The organism is Kitasatospora sp. NPDC087271, assembly GCF_044744605.1.
In the GTDB taxonomy this organism is placed as follows: Bacteria; Actinomycetota; Actinomycetes; order Streptomycetales; family Streptomycetaceae; genus Kitasatospora.
On record NZ_JBIUYQ010000001.1, the window covers coordinates 298186 to 315061 of the forward strand.

General features: G+C 73.5%; 14 protein-coding genes and 1 pseudogene. 7 read left to right on the plus strand and 8 right to left on the minus strand.

Annotated features, from left to right (window positions below; genetic code table 11):
• Positions 1-90: 90 nt before the first annotated feature.
• Positions 91-831 carry a response regulator gene (locus tag ACIO9K_RS01275; protein ID WP_363579387.1) on the minus strand — a complete coding sequence of 247 codons (741 nt, stop codon included), beginning with the start codon at positions 829-831 and terminating at the stop codon, positions 91-93.
• Positions 831-2690, minus strand: coding sequence for an ATP-binding protein (locus ACIO9K_RS01280; protein WP_400325885.1), 1860 nt, complete (start codon positions 2688-2690; stop codon positions 831-833). Before ACIO9K_RS01280 ends, ACIO9K_RS01275 begins: the two co-directional genes overlap by 1 nt.
• A gap of 229 nt (positions 2691-2919) precedes the next feature.
• Here ACIO9K_RS01280 and ACIO9K_RS01285 point away from each other — a divergent pair, with 229 nt between their 5' ends.
• Positions 2920-4323 carry a cation:dicarboxylate symporter family transporter gene (locus ACIO9K_RS01285; protein WP_363579391.1) on the plus strand — a complete coding sequence of 468 codons (1404 nt, stop codon included), beginning with the start codon at positions 2920-2922 and terminating at the stop codon, positions 4321-4323.
• A 170-nt stretch (positions 4324-4493) separates the two neighbouring features.
• Here ACIO9K_RS01285 and ACIO9K_RS01290 read toward each other — a convergent pair whose 3' ends face one another.
• Both ACIO9K_RS01290 and ACIO9K_RS01295 read right to left on the minus strand, forming a co-directional pair.
• A complete protein-coding gene (locus tag ACIO9K_RS01290) occupies positions 4494-5459 on the minus strand; it encodes a hypothetical protein (RefSeq protein ID WP_363616633.1) in 966 nt (321 codons plus the stop codon).
• Positions 5460-5504: 45 nt separating this feature from the next.
• Positions 5505-6374, minus strand: coding sequence for an RNA polymerase sigma factor (locus ACIO9K_RS01295; RefSeq protein WP_363616631.1), 870 nt, complete (start codon positions 6372-6374; stop codon positions 5505-5507).
• 113 nt (positions 6375-6487) lie between these two features.
• Here ACIO9K_RS01295 and ACIO9K_RS01300 point away from each other — a divergent pair, with 113 nt between their 5' ends.
• Positions 6488-6868 (plus strand): hypothetical protein, encoded by a 381-nt coding sequence (locus tag ACIO9K_RS01300; protein WP_363616629.1) that lies wholly within the window; start codon positions 6488-6490, stop codon positions 6866-6868.
• A gap of 203 nt (positions 6869-7071) precedes the next feature.
• Here the strand turns inward: ACIO9K_RS01300 and ACIO9K_RS01305 are convergent, their stop codons facing one another.
• Positions 7072-8457, minus strand: coding sequence for a cytochrome P450 (locus tag ACIO9K_RS01305; protein WP_363616627.1), 1386 nt, complete (start codon positions 8455-8457; stop codon positions 7072-7074).
• Positions 8458-8565: 108 nt separating this feature from the next.
• Positions 8566-9648: pseudogene (locus ACIO9K_RS01310) on the minus strand (RNA ligase (ATP)).
• Between the two features lie 359 nt (positions 9649-10007).
• On the opposite strand from ACIO9K_RS01310, the gene modA reads away from it, so the two are divergent.
• From modA to ACIO9K_RS01325, 3 genes are all read left to right on the plus strand, one after another.
• Positions 10008-10862, plus strand: coding sequence for a molybdate ABC transporter substrate-binding protein (gene modA / locus ACIO9K_RS01315; protein ID WP_400325891.1), 855 nt, complete (start codon positions 10008-10010; stop codon positions 10860-10862).
• Positions 10863-10933: 71 nt separating this feature from the next.
• Complete coding sequence (locus tag ACIO9K_RS01320; protein WP_363617006.1) at positions 10934-11755, plus strand: ABC transporter permease; 822 nt, start codon at positions 10934-10936, stop codon at positions 11753-11755.
• A gap of 64 nt (positions 11756-11819) precedes the next feature.
• Entirely contained in the window at positions 11820-13016 is a 1197-nt protein-coding gene (locus tag ACIO9K_RS01325; RefSeq protein ID WP_400325894.1) for an ABC transporter ATP-binding protein, read from the plus strand.
• Between the two features lie 60 nt (positions 13017-13076).
• On the opposite strand, the gene ACIO9K_RS01330 is transcribed toward ACIO9K_RS01325, so the two are convergent.
• Positions 13077-13736 (minus strand): response regulator transcription factor, encoded by a 660-nt coding sequence (locus tag ACIO9K_RS01330; RefSeq protein WP_363579664.1) that lies wholly within the window; start codon positions 13734-13736, stop codon positions 13077-13079.
• Positions 13737-13780: 44 nt separating this feature from the next.
• A complete protein-coding gene (locus ACIO9K_RS01335) occupies positions 13781-14983 on the minus strand; it encodes a sensor histidine kinase (RefSeq protein ID WP_400325897.1) in 1203 nt (400 codons plus the stop codon).
• A 179-nt stretch (positions 14984-15162) separates the two neighbouring features.
• Between ACIO9K_RS01335 and ACIO9K_RS01340 the strand changes: the two genes are divergently transcribed.
• Together ACIO9K_RS01340 and ACIO9K_RS01345 are read left to right on the plus strand one after the other, a co-directional pair.
• Positions 15163-16101 (plus strand): ABC transporter ATP-binding protein, encoded by a 939-nt coding sequence (locus ACIO9K_RS01340; RefSeq protein WP_400325899.1) that lies wholly within the window; start codon positions 15163-15165, stop codon positions 16099-16101.
• Entirely contained in the window at positions 16098-16853 is a 756-nt protein-coding gene (locus tag ACIO9K_RS01345; RefSeq protein ID WP_400325902.1) for a hypothetical protein, read from the plus strand. The genes ACIO9K_RS01340 and ACIO9K_RS01345 overlap by 4 nt, the downstream gene beginning before the upstream one ends.
• The last annotated feature ends 23 nt before the right edge of the window (positions 16854-16876 follow it).

A 16876-nucleotide genomic window follows, 5' to 3' on the forward strand; every position in this document is an offset into this window, starting at 1 on the left:
GCGGGATACCCCAGGGGCCCCCAGAACCACCCGAGTGAGTGAACCGCCCCCGGTCCTGCCAACGAGCCACCGGCGAAAAGGTCACGGCCCTCACCCCCGCCGACCCGGAGCCGCCCCGCCACCCTTCCACCGGTAGCAGAGCTCCGGCCGCCCCACGCTCCCGTACTGCGGTTCCCGCACCGCCCGCCCGGTGTCGACGAGGTGTTCGAGGTAACGGCGCGCGGTGATCCGGGAGACCCCGGCGGCGACGCCCGCGGCGGCGGCGGACAGGCCCGTCGCCGTCTCGCGCAGTACGGCGGCGACGGTGTCCAGGGTGGGCGCGCTCAACCCCTTGGGGAGACTGCTGCGCTCGGGCGTGCGGAGCAGGGCGAACGCCTGGTCGACCTCGTCCTGCCCGGTCGCCTCGCCGGTGCGCCCGAGGCTGTCGCGGTAGCGGGCGTAGCGTTCCAGGCGATCGTGCAGGGCGGCGGCGCTGAACGGTTTCAGCAGGTACTGGACCACGCCCGCCGACACGGCCTGCCGCACCATCGCCAGGTCGCGGGCCGAGGTCACCGCGATGACGTCGGTGGTGTGGCCGGCGGCACGCAGCGAGCGGCACAGGTGGAGGCCGTGGCCGTCCGGCAGGTAGAGGTCGAGCAGGGTCAGGTCGACGGGCCTCCCGGCAGCGCGGGCGCGGTCCAGGAAGCGCAGTGCGTCGGCGCAGCTGTGCACCGTCCCGGCGGCGTGGAAGCCGGGTTCGCGCTCGACGTAGAGGGTGTGCGCGGCGGCGGCCACGGGGTCGTCCTCGACGACCAGCACGGAGATCCCCGGCCCGGCGGTCACCTCGGTCATCACGACACCCCTTCCCGTCGGCCCGGCTGCCCCGGCTGCCCCGGCTGCCCCGGCTGCCCCGGCCGGCCTGGCTGCCCCGGCTGGCCTGGCTGGCCAAGTTGCTCCGGGCTCCCGAGTTGCTCCGGGCTCCCGAGTTGTCCCGGCTGCCGCTCACCGGATCGTGCCGGCAGCCCGGCGAGCGGCAGCCGGACGGTGAGCACCGCACCCCGGTCGCGCCCGACCTCGACGCTGCCGCCGTTGCGCCGGGCGGCCTGGGAGACCAGCGCCAGCCCGAGACCGTGCCCGCGCACGTCCTGCTTGGTGCTCCAGCCGCGCCGGAACACGTCCTCGACGGCGGCCGGGTCGATCCCCGCCCCGGTGTCGGCGACGCGCAGCAGCAGGCAATCGCCGCCACCCGGAGCCGCGTCGCCGCCACCCACGCCACCCACGCCACCCACGCCACCGCCATCGATCCGCACAGTGACGGTGACCTCCGGCGGCACCGCACTCTGCGCGGCTCCGGCGATGGCGGCGTCCACGGCGTTGTCGATCAGGTTGCCGAGGACGGTGATCAGGTCCCGCGCGGAGAGCCCGGGCGGCAGCAGCCCGTCGTCGATCCGGCTGTCGTCGGTGAGGGTCAACTCCACTCCCCGTTCGGCCGCTTGGGCCGCCTTGCCGAGCAGTAGCGCGGCCAGTACTGGTTCGCCGACCGCCGCGACCACCCGGTCGGTGAGCTGCTGGGCGAGCGCGAGCTCGGCGGTGGCGAACTCCACCGCCTGTTCGTGGCGGCCGAGTTCGATCAGCGAGACGACGGCGTGCAGCCGGTTGGCCGCCTCGTGCGCCTGCGCCCCGAGGGCCTCGGTGAAGCCCCGAACGGAGTCCAACTCTCCGCTGAGCGACTGGAGTTCGGTGTGGTCGCGCAGGGTGACGACCCGGCCGAGGCCGGTGCCGATGGTGGAGGTGTTGAGCACCACCACCCGCTCGGCGGTCAGGTGCACCTCGTCCCGGACCGGCTCGTCGCCGAGCACGGCCGCGACCAGCGCCCGCGGCAGCCCCAGCTCCACGATCAGGCGTCCCTCCAAGTTGCCGCCCAGTCCGAGCAGTTCACGGGCCGCGTCGTTGCAGAGCACCACCCGGTGCGCGCGGTCCAGCAGGACCAGCCCCTCGCGCACCGAGCGCAGGGTCGCCTGGTGGTATTCGTAGAGGTGGCTGAGTTCGGCCGGCCCCATGCCGTGGGTGTGCCGCCGCAGCCGGGAGTTGGCGAGGTAGGTGCCCACGCCGCCGACCCCGAGCGCGGCCACCGCCACCCCGACCAGGGCGAGCAGCGGGCCGCTCAACTGCGCGGAGATGGATTCCACCGTGAGGCCCGCGCTGACCAGCGCGATCACCTGGTGCCGGTCGTCCAGCACCGGCGTCACCACCCGCACGGACGGCCCGAGCGTGCCGGTGTACGTCTCGCTGCGGGTCTCCCCCGCGAGTGCCCAGTCGATGTGCCCGAGGAAGCGCTTGCCGATCTGCTCGGGCAGCGGGTGGGTCCAGCGCACGCCCTCGGTGTCCATGACGGTGATGAAGGAGACGCCGGTGTCCACCCGCACCTGCTCGACGTACGGCTGGAGCACCGCGGTCGGGTCCGGCGTGGTGACGGCGGCCCGCACGGACGGCGAGTCGGCGACGGCGTGGGCGACAGTGGTGACCTGACGGCGGGCCGCGTCCTCGGCCCGGTCTGCGGTGAAGAGGTACGCGAGCACCGCACCGCCCGCCACCACGGCGGCGACGATGACCACCTGGACGACGAAGAGCTGCCCAGCCAGGCTGCGGACCAGCCCGCGGGGTGCCGGGAGCCGTCGGCGCGAGGGCGTGGGGGCGGTGCGCACGGACATGCCTGCCAGTGTGCACCACACTCCCGGGGTCACCCAGGGGCCCGCGACAGGTCGGCGGCCTGCCGACGACCTGTCGACGAACGCCCCCCAGCCCCGTCGCACCCCACGCCCAGCGGCACCCGGCCGTGAACTCTATGAACGCAAACGTGACCTCCGTCACGCCCAGGCCCGATAGTCAGAGCGGCCCACCACCCGGGGCCGCCAGGACCGCACGGCGAAGGAGCCGCAGATGTCGATCGATGGAGCCGCACCGGCGGGGGGATCCAGACGCAGGGACCGGACCCACTACCTCTACCTCGCCGTCATCGCCGCCGTGGTCGCGGGCATCGCGGTCGGGCTGGCCGCCCCCGGCTTCGCCGTGGAGTTGAAGCCGGTCGGCACCGGCTTCGTCAACCTGATCAAGATGATGATCAGCCCGGTGATCTTCTGCACCATCGTGCTGGGCATCGGCTCGGTGACCAAGGCCGCCAAGGTCGGCAAGGTCGGCGGCCTCGCCCTCGGCTACTTCCTCGTCATGTCGACCGTCGCGCTGGCCATCGGCCTGGCCATCGGCAACCTGCTGGAGCCCGGCGGCGGCCTGCACCTGACCGCCGCGCTCGCGAAGTCCGGCCACGCCCAGGCCGTCGCCGGCGGCGCCCAGTCGACGACCGACTTCCTGCTCGGGATGATCCCCACCACCACGTTCTCGGCCCTCACCGAGGGCAAGGTGCTGCAGACCCTGCTGGTCGCACTGCTCGCCGGCTTCGCCCTCCAGGCGATGGGCCCGGCCGGTGCCCCGGTACTGCGCGGGATCGAGCACGTGCAGCGGCTGGTCTTCCGGGTCATGTCGATGATCATGTGGGTCGCGCCGATCGGCGCCTTCGGGGCGATGGCCGCCGTCGTCGGGGCGACCGGCACGGCCGCGCTGAAGAGCCTCGCGGTCATCATGATCGGTTTCTACGCGACCTGCGTGCTGTTCGTCGTCGTCGTCCTGGGCGCGCTGCTGCGACTGGTCGCCGGGGTCAACGTGTTCGCCCTGCTGCGCTACCTGGGCCGCGAGTTCCTGCTGATCCTCTCCACCTCCTCCTCCGAGAGCGCGCTGCCCCGCCTGATCGCCAAGATGGAGCACCTCGGCGTGAGCCGCCCGGTCGTCGGCATCACCGTGCCGACCGGCTACAGCTTCAACCTCGACGGCACCGCGATCTACCTCACCATGTCGTCGATCTTCATCTCCGAGGCGATGGACAAGCCGATGTCGATCGGCGAGCAGCTCTCACTGCTGGTGTTCATGGTGATCGCGAGCAAGGGTGCGGCCGGGGTCACCGGCGCCGGGCTGGCCACCCTGGCCGGCGGACTGCAGTCGCACAAGCCCGCGCTGGTGGACGGGGTCGGCCTGATCGTCGGCATCGACCGCTTCATGTCCGAGGCCCGTGCGCTCACCAACTTCGCGGGCAACGCCGTCGCCACCGTCCTGATCGGGCACTGGACCGGCGAACTCGACGCGGACCGCGCCCAGCGGGTGCTGGCCGGCGAGGAGCCGTTCGACGAGCGGACCCTGGTCGACGCGCACGGCGGGCCGGTCGAGGCCCCCGAGGCCGTCCCGGCGACTCCGGAAGCCGTCCCCGTCCAGAGCGGTGCGGCTGCGGCCGCCTGAGCGGCCCCCTCATACGCCCCCGGTCCGGCGCCACCACCTCCCCCGGAAACGGCGCCGGACCGGGGGTTCCGCATGCCCGACGGGCCTTCGCCACAAGTACTCACCGGTCCTCACCGGTCCTCACCGGTCCTCACCGGTCCTCGCGGGTCCCCACAGGTCCTCGCCGGTTCTCACAGGTCCTCGGAGCCGCTCACCGCCCAGGCCAGGCCACAGGCCGGGTCCTCCAGCGCGACGTGCAGATGGCGCAGCCCGGCGGCCGGCTCGTGCCAGATGAAGCAGCGCATCCGGGCCACCAGCGCGTCGACCTCCGCCCGGCCCGAACCGTCCGTACCCTTCGCGCCGGCCATCGCGACCAACGCCCGCCAGAGTGCCAGCCGTCCGTGCGCCGAGCCCCGCCCGCGGTCCACGACGGCGGCCTGTACCAGCGCCGGATAGACCAGCGCGAACGGCAGGTACCCGCCGGTGACCCGGGAACTACGGGCCAGTTGGGCGGCCGCCTGCGGCGCCGGGCCCCGGACGCAGACCACCTCCGCCCAGTCCGCCAGTGCGGCCAGCGCCCGGGTCGCCCGCTGCCCGCCCAGCCGTACGCCCGATGCGGGCAGCGTCACGTCACCCAGACCCTCCCGGCTGGCCGGCAGGGTCAGCAGCGCACTGCGCGCGCCCCCGCAGGGCAGGTACTGGCGCACCCGCGCCCCCTCGTCCCAGCCGGCCGCCTCCCACGGCGCCAGCAGCAGCGGCACGCCCTCCGGGTCGGGTTCGGCCCCGTACGAGAGGTCCTCGCCGAGCAGCACCCGGGTCTGCGCGACCAGTCGGCGCACCGGGGCCGGGACGAGCAGCGGGGCCAGCCGCAGCCAGGAATGCCGGGTCGCCAGCACCTCCCAGAGCGGACCGGCGTCATGGTCGGCGACCCCGGCGACCGTCCCCGGGCCGCCGTCCCGGTCGAACAGCCGGACGGCCAGCTCCGGCGGCGCCGAGTAGGCGATCAGGTGGCCGAGCGGCGCGGTCAGCGCCGCCGCGGGCTCCTCCCCGGCGCGCTCCACGGCTGCCGCCCGACCCTGCCGGTAGGCGGTCAGCAGTTCGGGCCAGCGGCCGTCGTCAGCAAGGGCGCGGAGGCGGTGGTCCTCGTACGTGATCACGATTTTCAGCGTACGGGCCGGGGCGGCGCATCAGCTGACTTAGCGTCAGCTCGGTGCGTCGGGTGCCGCTTCGGGCGCCGCCCCAGGGCCCGCGCCGGGCCCCGCATCGGACCCCGCATCGGACCCCGCGCCGGGCGCCGCTTCGAGGGCGGGCCCCGGCCGATGGTCCCGCTCGCCCTCCCGCCCGCCCTCCCGCTCGTGTTCCCGCTCGCGTTCCCGCTCCCGCGCGAGGACCGCGCGCAGCCTCCCGTGGGCGCGGCGACGGGTGACGGCCAGCGTGCTGCGATGCAGGCCCAGCAGTTCGGCGGCCTCGTCGACGGTGTAGCCGTCGAGGTCCACCAGCACCACCACGCGGGCCTGCTTCGCCGTCAGACAGCCCAGCAGCCGGAGCACCTCCCAGCGCGCCTGCAGCTCGGCCATCCCGCCCGACGGCGACTCGACCGGCGGCCGGTCCCGCTCCCGCTCGGCCGTCTCGCACGGATCGGGCAGCACGACCCTCCGCCGTTCCCGGCGCCACTGGTCGCGCAGGATGTTCGCCATCGTGGTGAACACGTAGGCGTAGGGCTGCGGATGGCTCAGGAACCGCTCCGGCCTGCGGGCGATCCGCAGATACGCGTCATGCACCACGTCCCCGGCGGCGAGCCCGCCGGTGAGCGACGCGGCCGCCCGGTGGAGCCTCGGCAGCATTTCCGTGAACACCCGGTTGAAATCGTCCGATTGACGATCGGCAGGCCTCGGACCGAAGTCCTTCCCACCGCCGCCCCCGCGTCCGCCGCCACACCTACCGTCGCATTCCGCCATGCCGCTCTCCCCGGAAATCGGCACTCCGAAAGCCCAGTTGGGCAGGTCACGACCCAAAGAAAAGGTTGTGACACAGCTCACATCATAGGCCGTCGTCTCACTGTCCGCAGTCATTCGTGCGCAATACGTCATCGGCCGGACGGGAAGCCGGAATTCACCCACCCCGTGGATCTGGACGGCCGGGGACGCACTGCCCGATCCGTACCGCTGAGCGAGGAGAAACCGCCATGCGAGGTCACATCGCCAGGAAGATCGCCACGTTCGGGGCGGCCGCCGCGGCCACCCTCGGCGTGCTCGGGACCACCACCCTGCCCGCCGCCGCCGCGCCCACCGTCGCCGCCGCCGACCAGACCATCACCGCCAATGCCGTCGGAGCCTCGCCCGAGGTGACCGCCGCCTCCTACCACTGCGTCATCACCGCGAACTACGGGTGGCGCTGGGAGGGCTACTGCAACGTCTACTCGGGCGAGTTGCGCACCATCACCTACTGTGCCAACGGCACGAGCACCACCGGCCTGTGGATCGGCGCCCGATCCCAGGCCTGGGACGTCTGGGGCAACTGCCCGGGCTCCACCTGGACCAGGATCGTGTTCCAGAGCCGGGGCTGAGGCACCGGCAGAGCCGATCGGGGGCGCCGTCCCGCCGGGGCGGCGCCCCCGCCGCGCACCCGCACCCCCCGGTGGGCGCCGGTCGGCCACACGCCCGGAGAAGCGGCGAACAGATGACAACAAACAGATGACAGATAACAGATTTCATCTTCTGTCATCTGAAATCTGAAACGCTGAAGGCTGAACGCTGAAGCTGTCAGCCGCTACCCGGCGAGCCCCTCGGCTCCCCGCGCCGTCACCCGGATCCGCATCGGGCTCGCCGCGCGGAGCGTGATGCCCTGGGCGAGCGCCACCCGCTCGTCCACCGCCTCCATCTCGAAGTCCCGCAGCAGCACGCCCAGGCTCAGCACCGATTCCAGCATCGCGAAGTGCTGCCCGATGCACGCCCGCGGACCACCACCGAACGGGTACCAGGCGTAGCGGTGCCGGTCCTTCTCCTGCTCGGGCAGGAAGCGGTCGGGGTCGAAGCGTTCCGGGTCCGGCCAGTGCCCCGGGTGCCGGTGGGTGACCAGTGGCGAGACGACGACCTGGGCACCCGCCGGAATCACGTACCCGTCGATGACCGTCTCGGCGACCGCCCGCCGCCCGACCAGGGCCGCCGCCGGGTAGAGCCGCATCGCCTCCTTCAGCACCCGGGTGATGTACGGCAGCGACTCCAGGTCCGCCGCGGTCGGTTCCCGACCGGCCAGCACGGTCTGCGCCTCCTGCTGGGCGAGCTTCCGCTGCTCGGGGTGCTTGGCGAGCAGGTGCAGCGCGAAGGCCAGCGAGGTGGCCGTGGTCTCGTGCCCGGCGAGCAGGAACACCAGTACCTGGTCCCGGAGTTCGGCCGGGTCGAGTTGCTCCCCGTCCTCGCCACGGGCCCGTCCGAGCAGTGTGAGCAGGTCGTCCGCGTCCTCGTCCAGGCCGCCGCGCGCGGCCCGCTCGGCGATGATCCGGTCGCAGACCGCGTACAGGGCGCGCTGGGCCTCGGCGCCGCGCCGGTTCGAGGGGGTCGGCCAGGCGCGCGGGATGCGGATCGCCGCGAAACCCCGGTCCCAGACGTACTCACCGAGCACCGGGAAGCTGCGGTCCACCACCGCCACCGCCTCCTCGACGTCCGCGCCGAACAGGATCCGGGCGACGGCTCGCAGCGCGAACCGGGACATCTCCTCCGCCGCGTCCACGACCCCGACCGGGATCGCGTTCCACCGCTCGGCGAGCGCCCGTGCCTCCCGGGCGACGGCGCCCGCGTAGCCGTCCACCCGGCGGCGGGTGAACAGCGGCTGGACCAGCCGGCGCTGGCGCTGGTAGTCGCCGTCCTGGCTGGTCAGCAGGCCGTTGCCGACGCTGGTCCGCAACTCGTCGTAGAAGGCGTTCTCCTTGCGGAAGTTGGCGGCCTCGCCGCCCAGCACCTGCTGGACGCCCTCCGGGGAGAACACCCCGTAGAACTCGACCCGCAGCCCGGGCGGCCCGACCCGGAACCGGACCACGTCCCCGTGGTCGCGGTGGGCGGCGAGGTAGGTGCGCAGCGGGCGGCGGGTGAGGTCGAACAGCGACCCGACCAGGGGGTTTCCGGCCGGCCCGGGGATGAGGGCGGTGGCGGCGGTCATCGGCACTCCATTCTCCACAGGCGACCCATCAACCTAGCTGACGAGCCATCAGCGCCGGAAGGCGCGAAAGCGCGCGGGAGGGCGCGAGAGGGCGCGACGGGGCGGGGATCACTCGTACTCGGTGCCGCCCCTGCGCGTCAGGTAGGCGTCACCGACCACCTTGGCGATCGCCCGTCCGCCCACCACCGGGCTCCAGCGCTCGGTCACCGGCCGGACCACCACGCCTTCGCGCAGGTGGAGTTCACGCCCGGAGACGGTCTCCTTGCCCTGGGCGAAGGCCAGCACGGTCTCCGGGTCGAACGGCCCCCGCCACAGTTCGGGCACCAGCGGCAGTTCGCCGTCGAGCAGTTCGGCAGCGAGCAGTTCGGCGGCGGAGTACCACCTCAGCTGCCCGTCCACCACGGCCGACACGTCGAACACGGCGTAGCCGGGCAGTTCGGCACGGCCGGAGGCCCCGTACGTCAGGTCCTACACACCGGCGCCGAAGACCTCGCCGAAGACGCCGACCCGCTCGGCGCCCAGCCGCTCGGCCAGTCGGGCCGCCACGGCGGGGAGGTCGTACGCGCGCACGGCCCGCCAGTACAGGTTGCGCTCGTCCTCGACCAGTGAGAGCCCCTGCGCCCCGATGCCCTTGGACGACACCCGGACCTCGCCGGTGGCGGCGGTGTACGTCATCAGGCAGCAGCTGCCGTGCAGCTTCTCGGTCAGCACCACGGGCTCGCCGGGCTCGAAGACGTCGGGGTAGCGCTTGAGGTTCTCGATGTCCACCCAGGGCAGCAGGTCGGGCGCGCTCAGCACGTCGCCGCTCATGGAGGTCGGTACCGGGGGCTGCCACTTGACGACTCCGAGCAGCTCGGCGAAGTCCTCGCCGCGCCCGGCGGCGTCCGCCAGGTCGGTGCCGGCGAGCGCGGCCGGCAGGCAGACGATGCCCTGGGACAGCTCACCGCGCAGCCGGACGGCCCTCACCCGGTCGGACTTGCTGCCGGCCAGCTTGCCCGTCAGGCCCAGCTCCTCGATCAACTCCACCGGGAGGACCGACTGTTCGGGGATGTAGACGGCGTAGTCGCCGGTCCGGTACCTGCCCTTGGCGACCACCGCCCGATAGAGGCCGACCTGCGCGAGCTCCAGTGCGTCGGCGTTCGGGTGCTCCAGGACGACCAGCTTCTCCGCGGTGACGCGCAACGTGGACATGGACGGACCCCTCCTCCTCTTCTGGGCCGTTCGGCCCGGGTGGTGTGTACGGACTGCCGTACGAATCGCCCCCACTCTGTCCGCCCGGCCACCCCCTGCGCGACGTAATTTCCCCGGCGGCACGCTCACGCCGGCCCTCACGCAGGCCGTCACGCCGACCCCCGCAACACTCCGCTCCGGCGCCGTCCGTGCACGTTTGAGCCTTCGCACAGCCGGGCGGAGAGCGCCGCCACACCCCGCCTGTGCGAAGCGACAGAGGACTTATCACTCGCATTTGCGGCACTATGATCACCGTAATGGCCGCACCTGCGGCCTCACTCCGCGCCCCTTCCGGCGCGCGCCCTGGAGGGGAAGCCCCGATGAGCACCCGTACGACCACCCGCAGACTCGCCGTCGCCGCCGCGGCGGCCCTCGTCCTCAGCCTCGGGGCCACCGCCTGCGGCAGCGACGGCGGTGGCAAGTCCGGCAGCTCCTCGGCCGCTTCGACGGCGGGTTCCTCGGCCTCGTCGGCGGCCGGTGGCGACAGCGTCCCGAAGGCCACCGGCGACATCACCGTCTTCGCCGCCGCCTCGCTCAAGGAGACGTTCACCGACCTCGGCAAGAAGTTCGAGGCCGCGAACCCGGGCGCCAAGGTCAAGTTCAACTTCGGCGGCAGCTCCAGCCTCGCCACCAGCATCAACTCGGGCGCCCCGGCGGACGTGTTCGCCGCCGCCAGTCCGGCCACCATGAAGACCGTGACCGACGCGGGCGGCGCGAGCGGCGACCCGAAGACCTTCGTCAAGAACACGCTCACCATCGCCGTGCCCAAGGGCAACCCCAAGCACGTCGCGGGCCTGAACGACCTCACCGCCTCCGGTGTGAAGGTCGCGCTGTGCGCAAAGGAGGTGCCGTGCGGCGCCGCCGCCCTGACCGCGCTCAAGGCCGCCAACGTCAACCTCACCCCGGTGACCCTGGAGCAGGACGTCAAGGGCGCGCTGACCAAGGTCGAGCTCGGCGAGGTCGACGCCTCGCTCGTGTACAAGACCGACGTGAAGGCGGACGCTGGGAAGATCGACAGCGTGGACTTCCCCGAGGCCGACAAGGCCGTGAACGACTACCCGATCGCCGCCCTGGCCAAGGCCCCGAACAAGGACGGCGCCGCCGCCTTCGTCGCGTACATCCAGTCGCCCGAGGCCAAGCAGGTGCTCACCGCGGCGGGCTTCCAGGCGCCGTGAGCGACCGCACCACCAAGCGCACCACCGGCTCCGGGCGCACCACCGGGCGCACCACCGGCACCGGGCCCGGCGTGGCAGGAACGGCGAAAGCCCTGCCACGCCGGCGCCGGCGCACCCACCGCGTCCCGGTCACGCTGCTGCTCCCGGCGCTGCTCGGGCTGGCGTTCCTGATCCTGCCGCTGGTCGGCCTGCTCGTCCGGGCGCCCTGGAGCAGCCTGTCCGAGCAGCTCACCAGCGCCGCCGTCTGGGACGCCCTGCGTCTGTCGCTGATCTGCGCGACGGCGGCCACGGCGGTCTCGCTGGTCCTCGGCGTCCCGCTGGCCTGGCTGCTCGCCCGCACCGAGCTACCGGGCCGACGGGTGATCCGGGCCCTGGTCACCCTGCCGCTGGTGCTGCCGCCGGTGGTCGGCGGCGTGGCACTGCTGCTGGTCCTCGGACGGCGCGGCATCGTCGGTTCCTGGCTGGACTCGGCCTTCGGCATCACGCTGCCGTTCACCACGACCGGAGTGGTCATCGCCGAGGCGTTCGTGGCGATGCCGTTCCTGGTGATCAGCGTGGAGGGCGCGCTGCGCGCCGCCGACCCCCGCTACGAGGAGGCGGCCGCGACCCTGGGCGCCTCCCGGCTGACGGCGTTCCGCCGGGTGACCCTGCCGCTGATCGCCCCGGGTATCGCCGCCGGGGCGGTCCTCGCCTGGGCCCGGGCGCTCGGCGAGTTCGGCGCCACGATCACCTTCGCGGGCAACTTCCCGGGCCGCACCCAGACCATGCCACTGGCCGTCTACCTCGCCATGGAATCGGACCCCGAGGCGGCGATCGCGCTGTCGCTGGTCCTGCTGGTGGTCTCCGTCGCGGTCCTGGTCGGCCTGCGCGACCGCTGGATGTCGACCCCGTGACGGCCCCGCGAGCCCCGGGCCGGAGCCCGGCCACCGCTGCCCCGACCCCCTGGACGCCGCCCCGATGAGCACCTCCCCCACCGACCCCACCGACCCGGCCGACCCGGCCGACCCGGCCGACCCGGCCGACCCGGCCGACCCGGCCGACCCGGCCGACTCGGCCAACCCCACCGACCCCACCTCCACGGCCGCCGCGGCTGCACCTGCACCCGCCCTCGACGCCCGGCTGCGGGTGGAACGCGCCGCGTTCACCCTCGACCTCGCCCTCACTGCCGCACCCGGCGAGGTGATCGCGCTGCTCGGCCCGAACGGCGCCGGCAAGTCCACCGCCCTGCGCGCCCTCGCCGGACTGCTCCCGCTCACCGGCGGCCACCTGCGCCTGGACGGACGCCTGTTGGAGGAGCCCGGGCAACGCGTGCACACCCCCGCCGAGGAGCGTCCCGTCGGCGTGGTGTTCCAGGACTACCTGCTCTTCCCGCACCTCAGCGCGCTCGACAACGTCGCCTTCGGCCCGCGCTGCCAGGGCCGCCCCAAGCGTGCCGCCCGGGCCGAGGCGGCCGGTTGGCTGGAGCGGATGGGCCTGGCCGACCACGCCTCCGTACGACCCGGCAGCCTCTCCGGCGGCCAGGCCCAGCGGGTGGCGCTGGCCCGGGCGCTGGCCGTCCGCCCCCGACTGCTGCTGCTGGACGAGCCGCTGGCCGCTCTGGACGCCCGCACCCGGCTCGACGTACGCGCCCAACTGCGGCGTCATCTGGCCGAGTTCGAGGCCGTGGCGGTGCTGGTGACGCACGACCCGCTGGACGCGATGGTGCTCGCCGACCGGCTGGTGGTGATCGAGGGCGGGCACGAGGTGCAGTCCGGCAGCCCGGCGGAGGTCGCCCGGCGGCCGCGCACCGACTACATCGCGCGCCTGGTCGGACTGAACCTGTACCAGGGCGTGGCCGAGGGCCACCAGGTCACGCTCACGGCCGGCACGGTCCTGGCCACCACCGAGGAGCTGTCCGGCCCGGCCTTCGTCGCCTTCCCGCCGTCCGCCGTGACCCTGCACCGCGAACGACCCCAGTCCAGCGCGCGCAACGTGTGGAAGGTCGAGGTCACCGGCCTGGACCTGCACGGCGACCAGGTGCGCGCCGACCTCGCGGGCGAACTCCCGATGGCCGCCGACCTCACCCCGGCCGCCGTCGCCGAGCTGGGGCTGGCGCCCGGATCCGAGGTCTGGGCCTCCGTCAAAGCCACCCAGACCCACGCGTACCCGGCCTGACCCCGACACCGCGCCGGGCCGCCCGCGTCTCCGCCGAGTTCCTGCCCGCTGCGCTCTGCGCTACTCCGACGGCTCGACGAAGCCCGACTCGTACGCGGCGATCACCGCCTGGGTGCGGTCCCGCGCCCCGAGCTTCGCCAGCACACTGCTGACGTGGGTCTTCACCGTCTGCACGCCGAGGAACAGCAGCTCGGCGATCTCCCCGTTGCTGAGGCCGCGCGCGACCAGCCGCAGCACCTCCGCCTCGCGCTCGGTCAGCGCCGCCCGCTCCATGGTCGCGCGGGCGGCGGGATTGCCGTGGCCGGCCGCGAGGCGGCGGATCGTGGCCGGGAACAGCAGTGACTCGCCCGCCGCCACCAGCCGTACCGCGTGCGCGATCTCGGCCGCTCGGGAGCGCTTCAGCAGGAAGCCGTCGGCGCCCGCGCGCAGCGCCTGGTAGACGTAGTCGTCGTTCTCGAAGGTGGTGACGACCAGGATCTTCGGCGGCTGGTCCCCCGGCGCGCCGGGGCGCAGGAGCTCGCGGGTGGCCGCCAGGCCGTCCAGCACCGGCATCCGGACGTCCATCAGGACGACGTGCGGGCGCAGCGTGCGGGCCAGCGCCACCGCGTCGGCGCCGTCGGCGGCCTCACCGACCACCCGTAGGTCCCCCTGTGCCTCCAGGACGGCCCGCATCCCGGCCCGGACCAGTTCCTCGTCGTCGGCGAGCAGGATGTCGATCATCCCGGCGGAGCCCCTCGACGGTCCGTCGCCCACAAGATCGTTCGTCACGAGCCCAAGCGTAGGGGCAACCGGACGGCGAGCACCCACTCCCCGCCCCCGTCGCCCGAAACCCCGGCGGTGGCCTCCCCGCCGAGCAGCGTGGCGCGCTCCCGGATGCCGCGCAGCCCCTTGCCGCCCTTGCCCGCCGCGCCGCCCGGGAGACGCGCCGGAACGCCGCCGACCGCCGGGCGATTGGCGCAGCGCAGCTCCAACTGCCCGCCCTGAACGGCGATCCGGACGCTGACCGGCTCGCCGGGCGCGTACTTGAGCGCGTTGGTGACACCCTCCTGGACGATCCGGTAGGACTCGCGGGAGAGCACCCCGGGCAGCGCGCCCGCCGGCACCTCGATCCGCGCCTCGACCGGGCTCCCGGCCGACCGTGCGGTGTCGAACAGTGCGGGCAACTGGTCGACACCGGGCTGTTCGGTGGCCGTTCCGTTGCCGGCCGTACCCTCCGGCGTCTCGCGGAGCAGGACGAGGGTGCGTTCGAGGTCCTCCATGGCCCGGCGGCCGGTCTCCTCGATGACTTCGAGCGCCTTGGCGGTGAACACCTGGTCCCCGACCTCCCGCGCGGCACCCGCCTGAAGGACCGTCACCGTCAGTGCGTGGCCGATGGAATCGTGCAGCTCGCGGGCCAACCTGTTGCGCTCCAGCAGCCGTTCGGCGCGCAGCTCCGCCTCCGCCAGCCGCTCCGCCGGGGATGGCCCCAGCAGCCTCACGGCCATGGCGAGTTGGAGGCGCCCGGCGGACACCACCAGCCAGCCGTAGCCGAGCACCAGCACCGGGGCGAGCGGGAGGTACCAGAACGAGTCCGGTCCGGTCAGCAGGTCGTAGCCGCTGGTGAGGCCGAAGGCCGTCGCGAACCCGACCACCGAGCCGAGCACGACCCGCCCGATCAGCCAGCCGGCGGTGCGCCGCCGGTCCGCCCAGGTGCGGGAGGACTCGGCGGCGATGTCCTCCTCGCGGTCGGGCAGCAGCAGCAGCCGCGCCTGCACCCCCTCGGCGCGCCGCGTCGCGGGGACGAGGGCGACCAGGGCGAGCAGGGCGGTGTCCACCGCGGCGCCGGCGACCACGATCTCGCCCAGGCTCTTGTGGTACGTCCCCGGGTAGATCATCAGGACGACGCCCACGAAGATCCACCCGACCAGCAGGTGCAGCAGGCGCGCGTACGTGGCGCCGGCCAGCAGCGGCGCGAGGATCCTGGGCATTCCACCATCCTGCCAGCTCAGCGGTCGGCCCGGGCTCCCCCGCCGGCCTGCCGCCGCCTCCCTCCCGGGAGGGAGGCGGCTCCCGACTCCGGCGGGATCCGCCGGTACGGCCCGCTCCGGTCGAATGTGACCACTAGCCGGACGACCCGGCACCGGAGCACCGAGAGGGGAGCGCGGCCGTGATCGAGATCCAGGGCCTCACCAAGGAGTACGACGGTCGGCGCGTCGTCGACGACCTGTCCTTCGAGGTCCGGCCCGGCCTGGTGACGGGCTTCCTCGGCCCGAACGGCGCCGGTAAGAGCACCACCATGCGCCTGATCCTCGGCCTGGACCGCCCCACCGCCGGTAGCGCCCTGGTCGGCGGCCGCCGGTACACCGAACTCGTCCAGCCGCTACGACAGGTGGGCGCCCTGCTGGACGCCCACGCCCTGCACGGCGGCCGCACCGCCGCCGGCCACCTGCGCTGGCTCGCGGCGAGCAACGGCCTGGCGCCGCGCCGGGTGGACGAGGTGCTCGCCCAGGTCGGCCTGACGGACGCCGCCGGACGGCGGATCCGCGGCTTCTCCCTCGGTATGCGCCAGCGGCTCGGGGTGGCCGCCGCGCTGCTCGGCGACCCGCCGGTGCTGCTGCTGGACGAACCGGTCAACGGTCTCGACCCGGAGGGCATCCGCTGGATCCGCACCCTGTTGCGCGAACTGGCCGCCGAGGGCAGGTCGGTGCTGGTGTCGTCCCACCTGATGACCGAAATGGCGCTCACCGCGGACCACTTGGTGGTCATCGGCCGTGGTCGGCTGCTCGCGGACGCCGCCACCGCCGAGTTCATCGACCATCACGGCCGGACCAGGATCCGCGTCCGGGCCGTCAACTCGGCCAAGCTCGCCGCCCTGTTCGGCGGCGACCTGCTCCGGCAGTCGGACACCGCCGACAACCTCACCGCGACCGAGGTCGACGACGGCGCCTGGGAGGTGACCGGCGCCGAACCCGAGCAGATCGCCTCGCTCGCCGCCGCACACGGCGTGGTCCTGTACGAGATCGCGGTCCAACAGGACTCGCTGGAGGAGGCGTTCATGCGGATGACCGCCGACAGCGTCGAGTACCGCGCCGAGGCCACCGCATGAGCCCCGACTCAACTCTCCGGCACCACCTCTGCGCCTTCGACGCCGAGCGGATCAAGCTCGCCACCCTCCGCTCGCTCTGGATCACCCCGCTGCTCGCCTTCGCGCTCACCGTGGGCACCACCACGGCGATCGGTGCGGCCCTCGGCGGCTCGGAGCACAACCTCACCGACGACCCCGGCGTGGGCGTCTTCTACGGGCTCAACTTCGGCCAGGCCGCGCTGGTCTGTTTCGCGGTCCTGCTGATCGGCCAGGAGTTCAACACCCGCATGATCGACGTCTCGCTGACCGCCGTCCCCCGGCGCGGACGGCTGTACGGCGCCAAGCTCACGCTCGGCGCGCTGGTCGGACTCGGCGTCGGCGCGGCGGGCACGGCGGGCGCCTTCGCCGGGTACGCGGCCACCGTCCCCGGCGACTGGGACGGCCCCGCCTTCGTCCGCAGCGCCACCGCCGGCGTGCTCTACCCGGTGCTGCTGGTGGTGTTCTGCCTCGGCGCGACCGCGCTGCTCGGCAACCTCACCGCCGCCATGGGACTGCTGGTACCGGTCGTCTTCCTGCTCTCGCCGCTGCTCGGCGGCGTCGCCGGGGTGCGGCAGGTGGCCCAGTTCCTGCCCGACCGGGCCGGCCAGTACGCACTGCACTACGCCGACGACCCGCAGGTCTCGTACGGGCACTGGACCGGACTGCTGATCATGGCCCTGTGGGCCGGCGCCGCGGCCTACGGCGGCCTGCTCGCCCTGCGGCGCGCCAAGTGACCACGAACGAAGGGAAGATGACA

Coding starts and splice junctions, on each gene's coding strand:
- ACIO9K_RS01275 (WP_363579387.1), bottom strand. CDS start 831: ATGACCGAGGTGACCGCCGGGCCGGGGATCTCCGTGCTGGTCGTCGAG.
- ACIO9K_RS01280 (WP_400325885.1), bottom strand. CDS start 2,690: ATGTCCGTGCGCACCGCCCCCACGCCCTCGCGCCGACGGCTCCCGGCA.
- ACIO9K_RS01285 (WP_363579391.1), top strand. CDS start 2,920: ATGTCGATCGATGGAGCCGCACCGGCGGGGGGATCCAGACGCAGGGAC.
- ACIO9K_RS01295 (WP_363616631.1), bottom strand. CDS start 6,374: ATGACTGCGGACAGTGAGACGACGGCCTATGATGTGAGCTGTGTCACA.
- ACIO9K_RS01300 (WP_363616629.1), top strand. CDS start 6,488: ATGCGAGGTCACATCGCCAGGAAGATCGCCACGTTCGGGGCGGCCGCC.
- ACIO9K_RS01305 (WP_363616627.1), bottom strand. CDS start 8,457: ATGACCGCCGCCACCGCCCTCATCCCCGGGCCGGCCGGAAACCCCCTG.
- modA (WP_400325891.1), top strand. CDS start 10,008: ATGAGCACCCGTACGACCACCCGCAGACTCGCCGTCGCCGCCGCGGCG.
- ACIO9K_RS01325 (WP_400325894.1), top strand. CDS start 11,820: ATGAGCACCTCCCCCACCGACCCCACCGACCCGGCCGACCCGGCCGAC.
- ACIO9K_RS01330 (WP_363579664.1), bottom strand. CDS start 13,736: ATGATCGACATCCTGCTCGCCGACGACGAGGAACTGGTCCGGGCCGGG.
- ACIO9K_RS01335 (WP_400325897.1), bottom strand. CDS start 14,983: ATGCCCAGGATCCTCGCGCCGCTGCTGGCCGGCGCCACGTACGCGCGC.
- ACIO9K_RS01345 (WP_400325902.1), top strand. CDS start 16,098: ATGAGCCCCGACTCAACTCTCCGGCACCACCTCTGCGCCTTCGACGCC.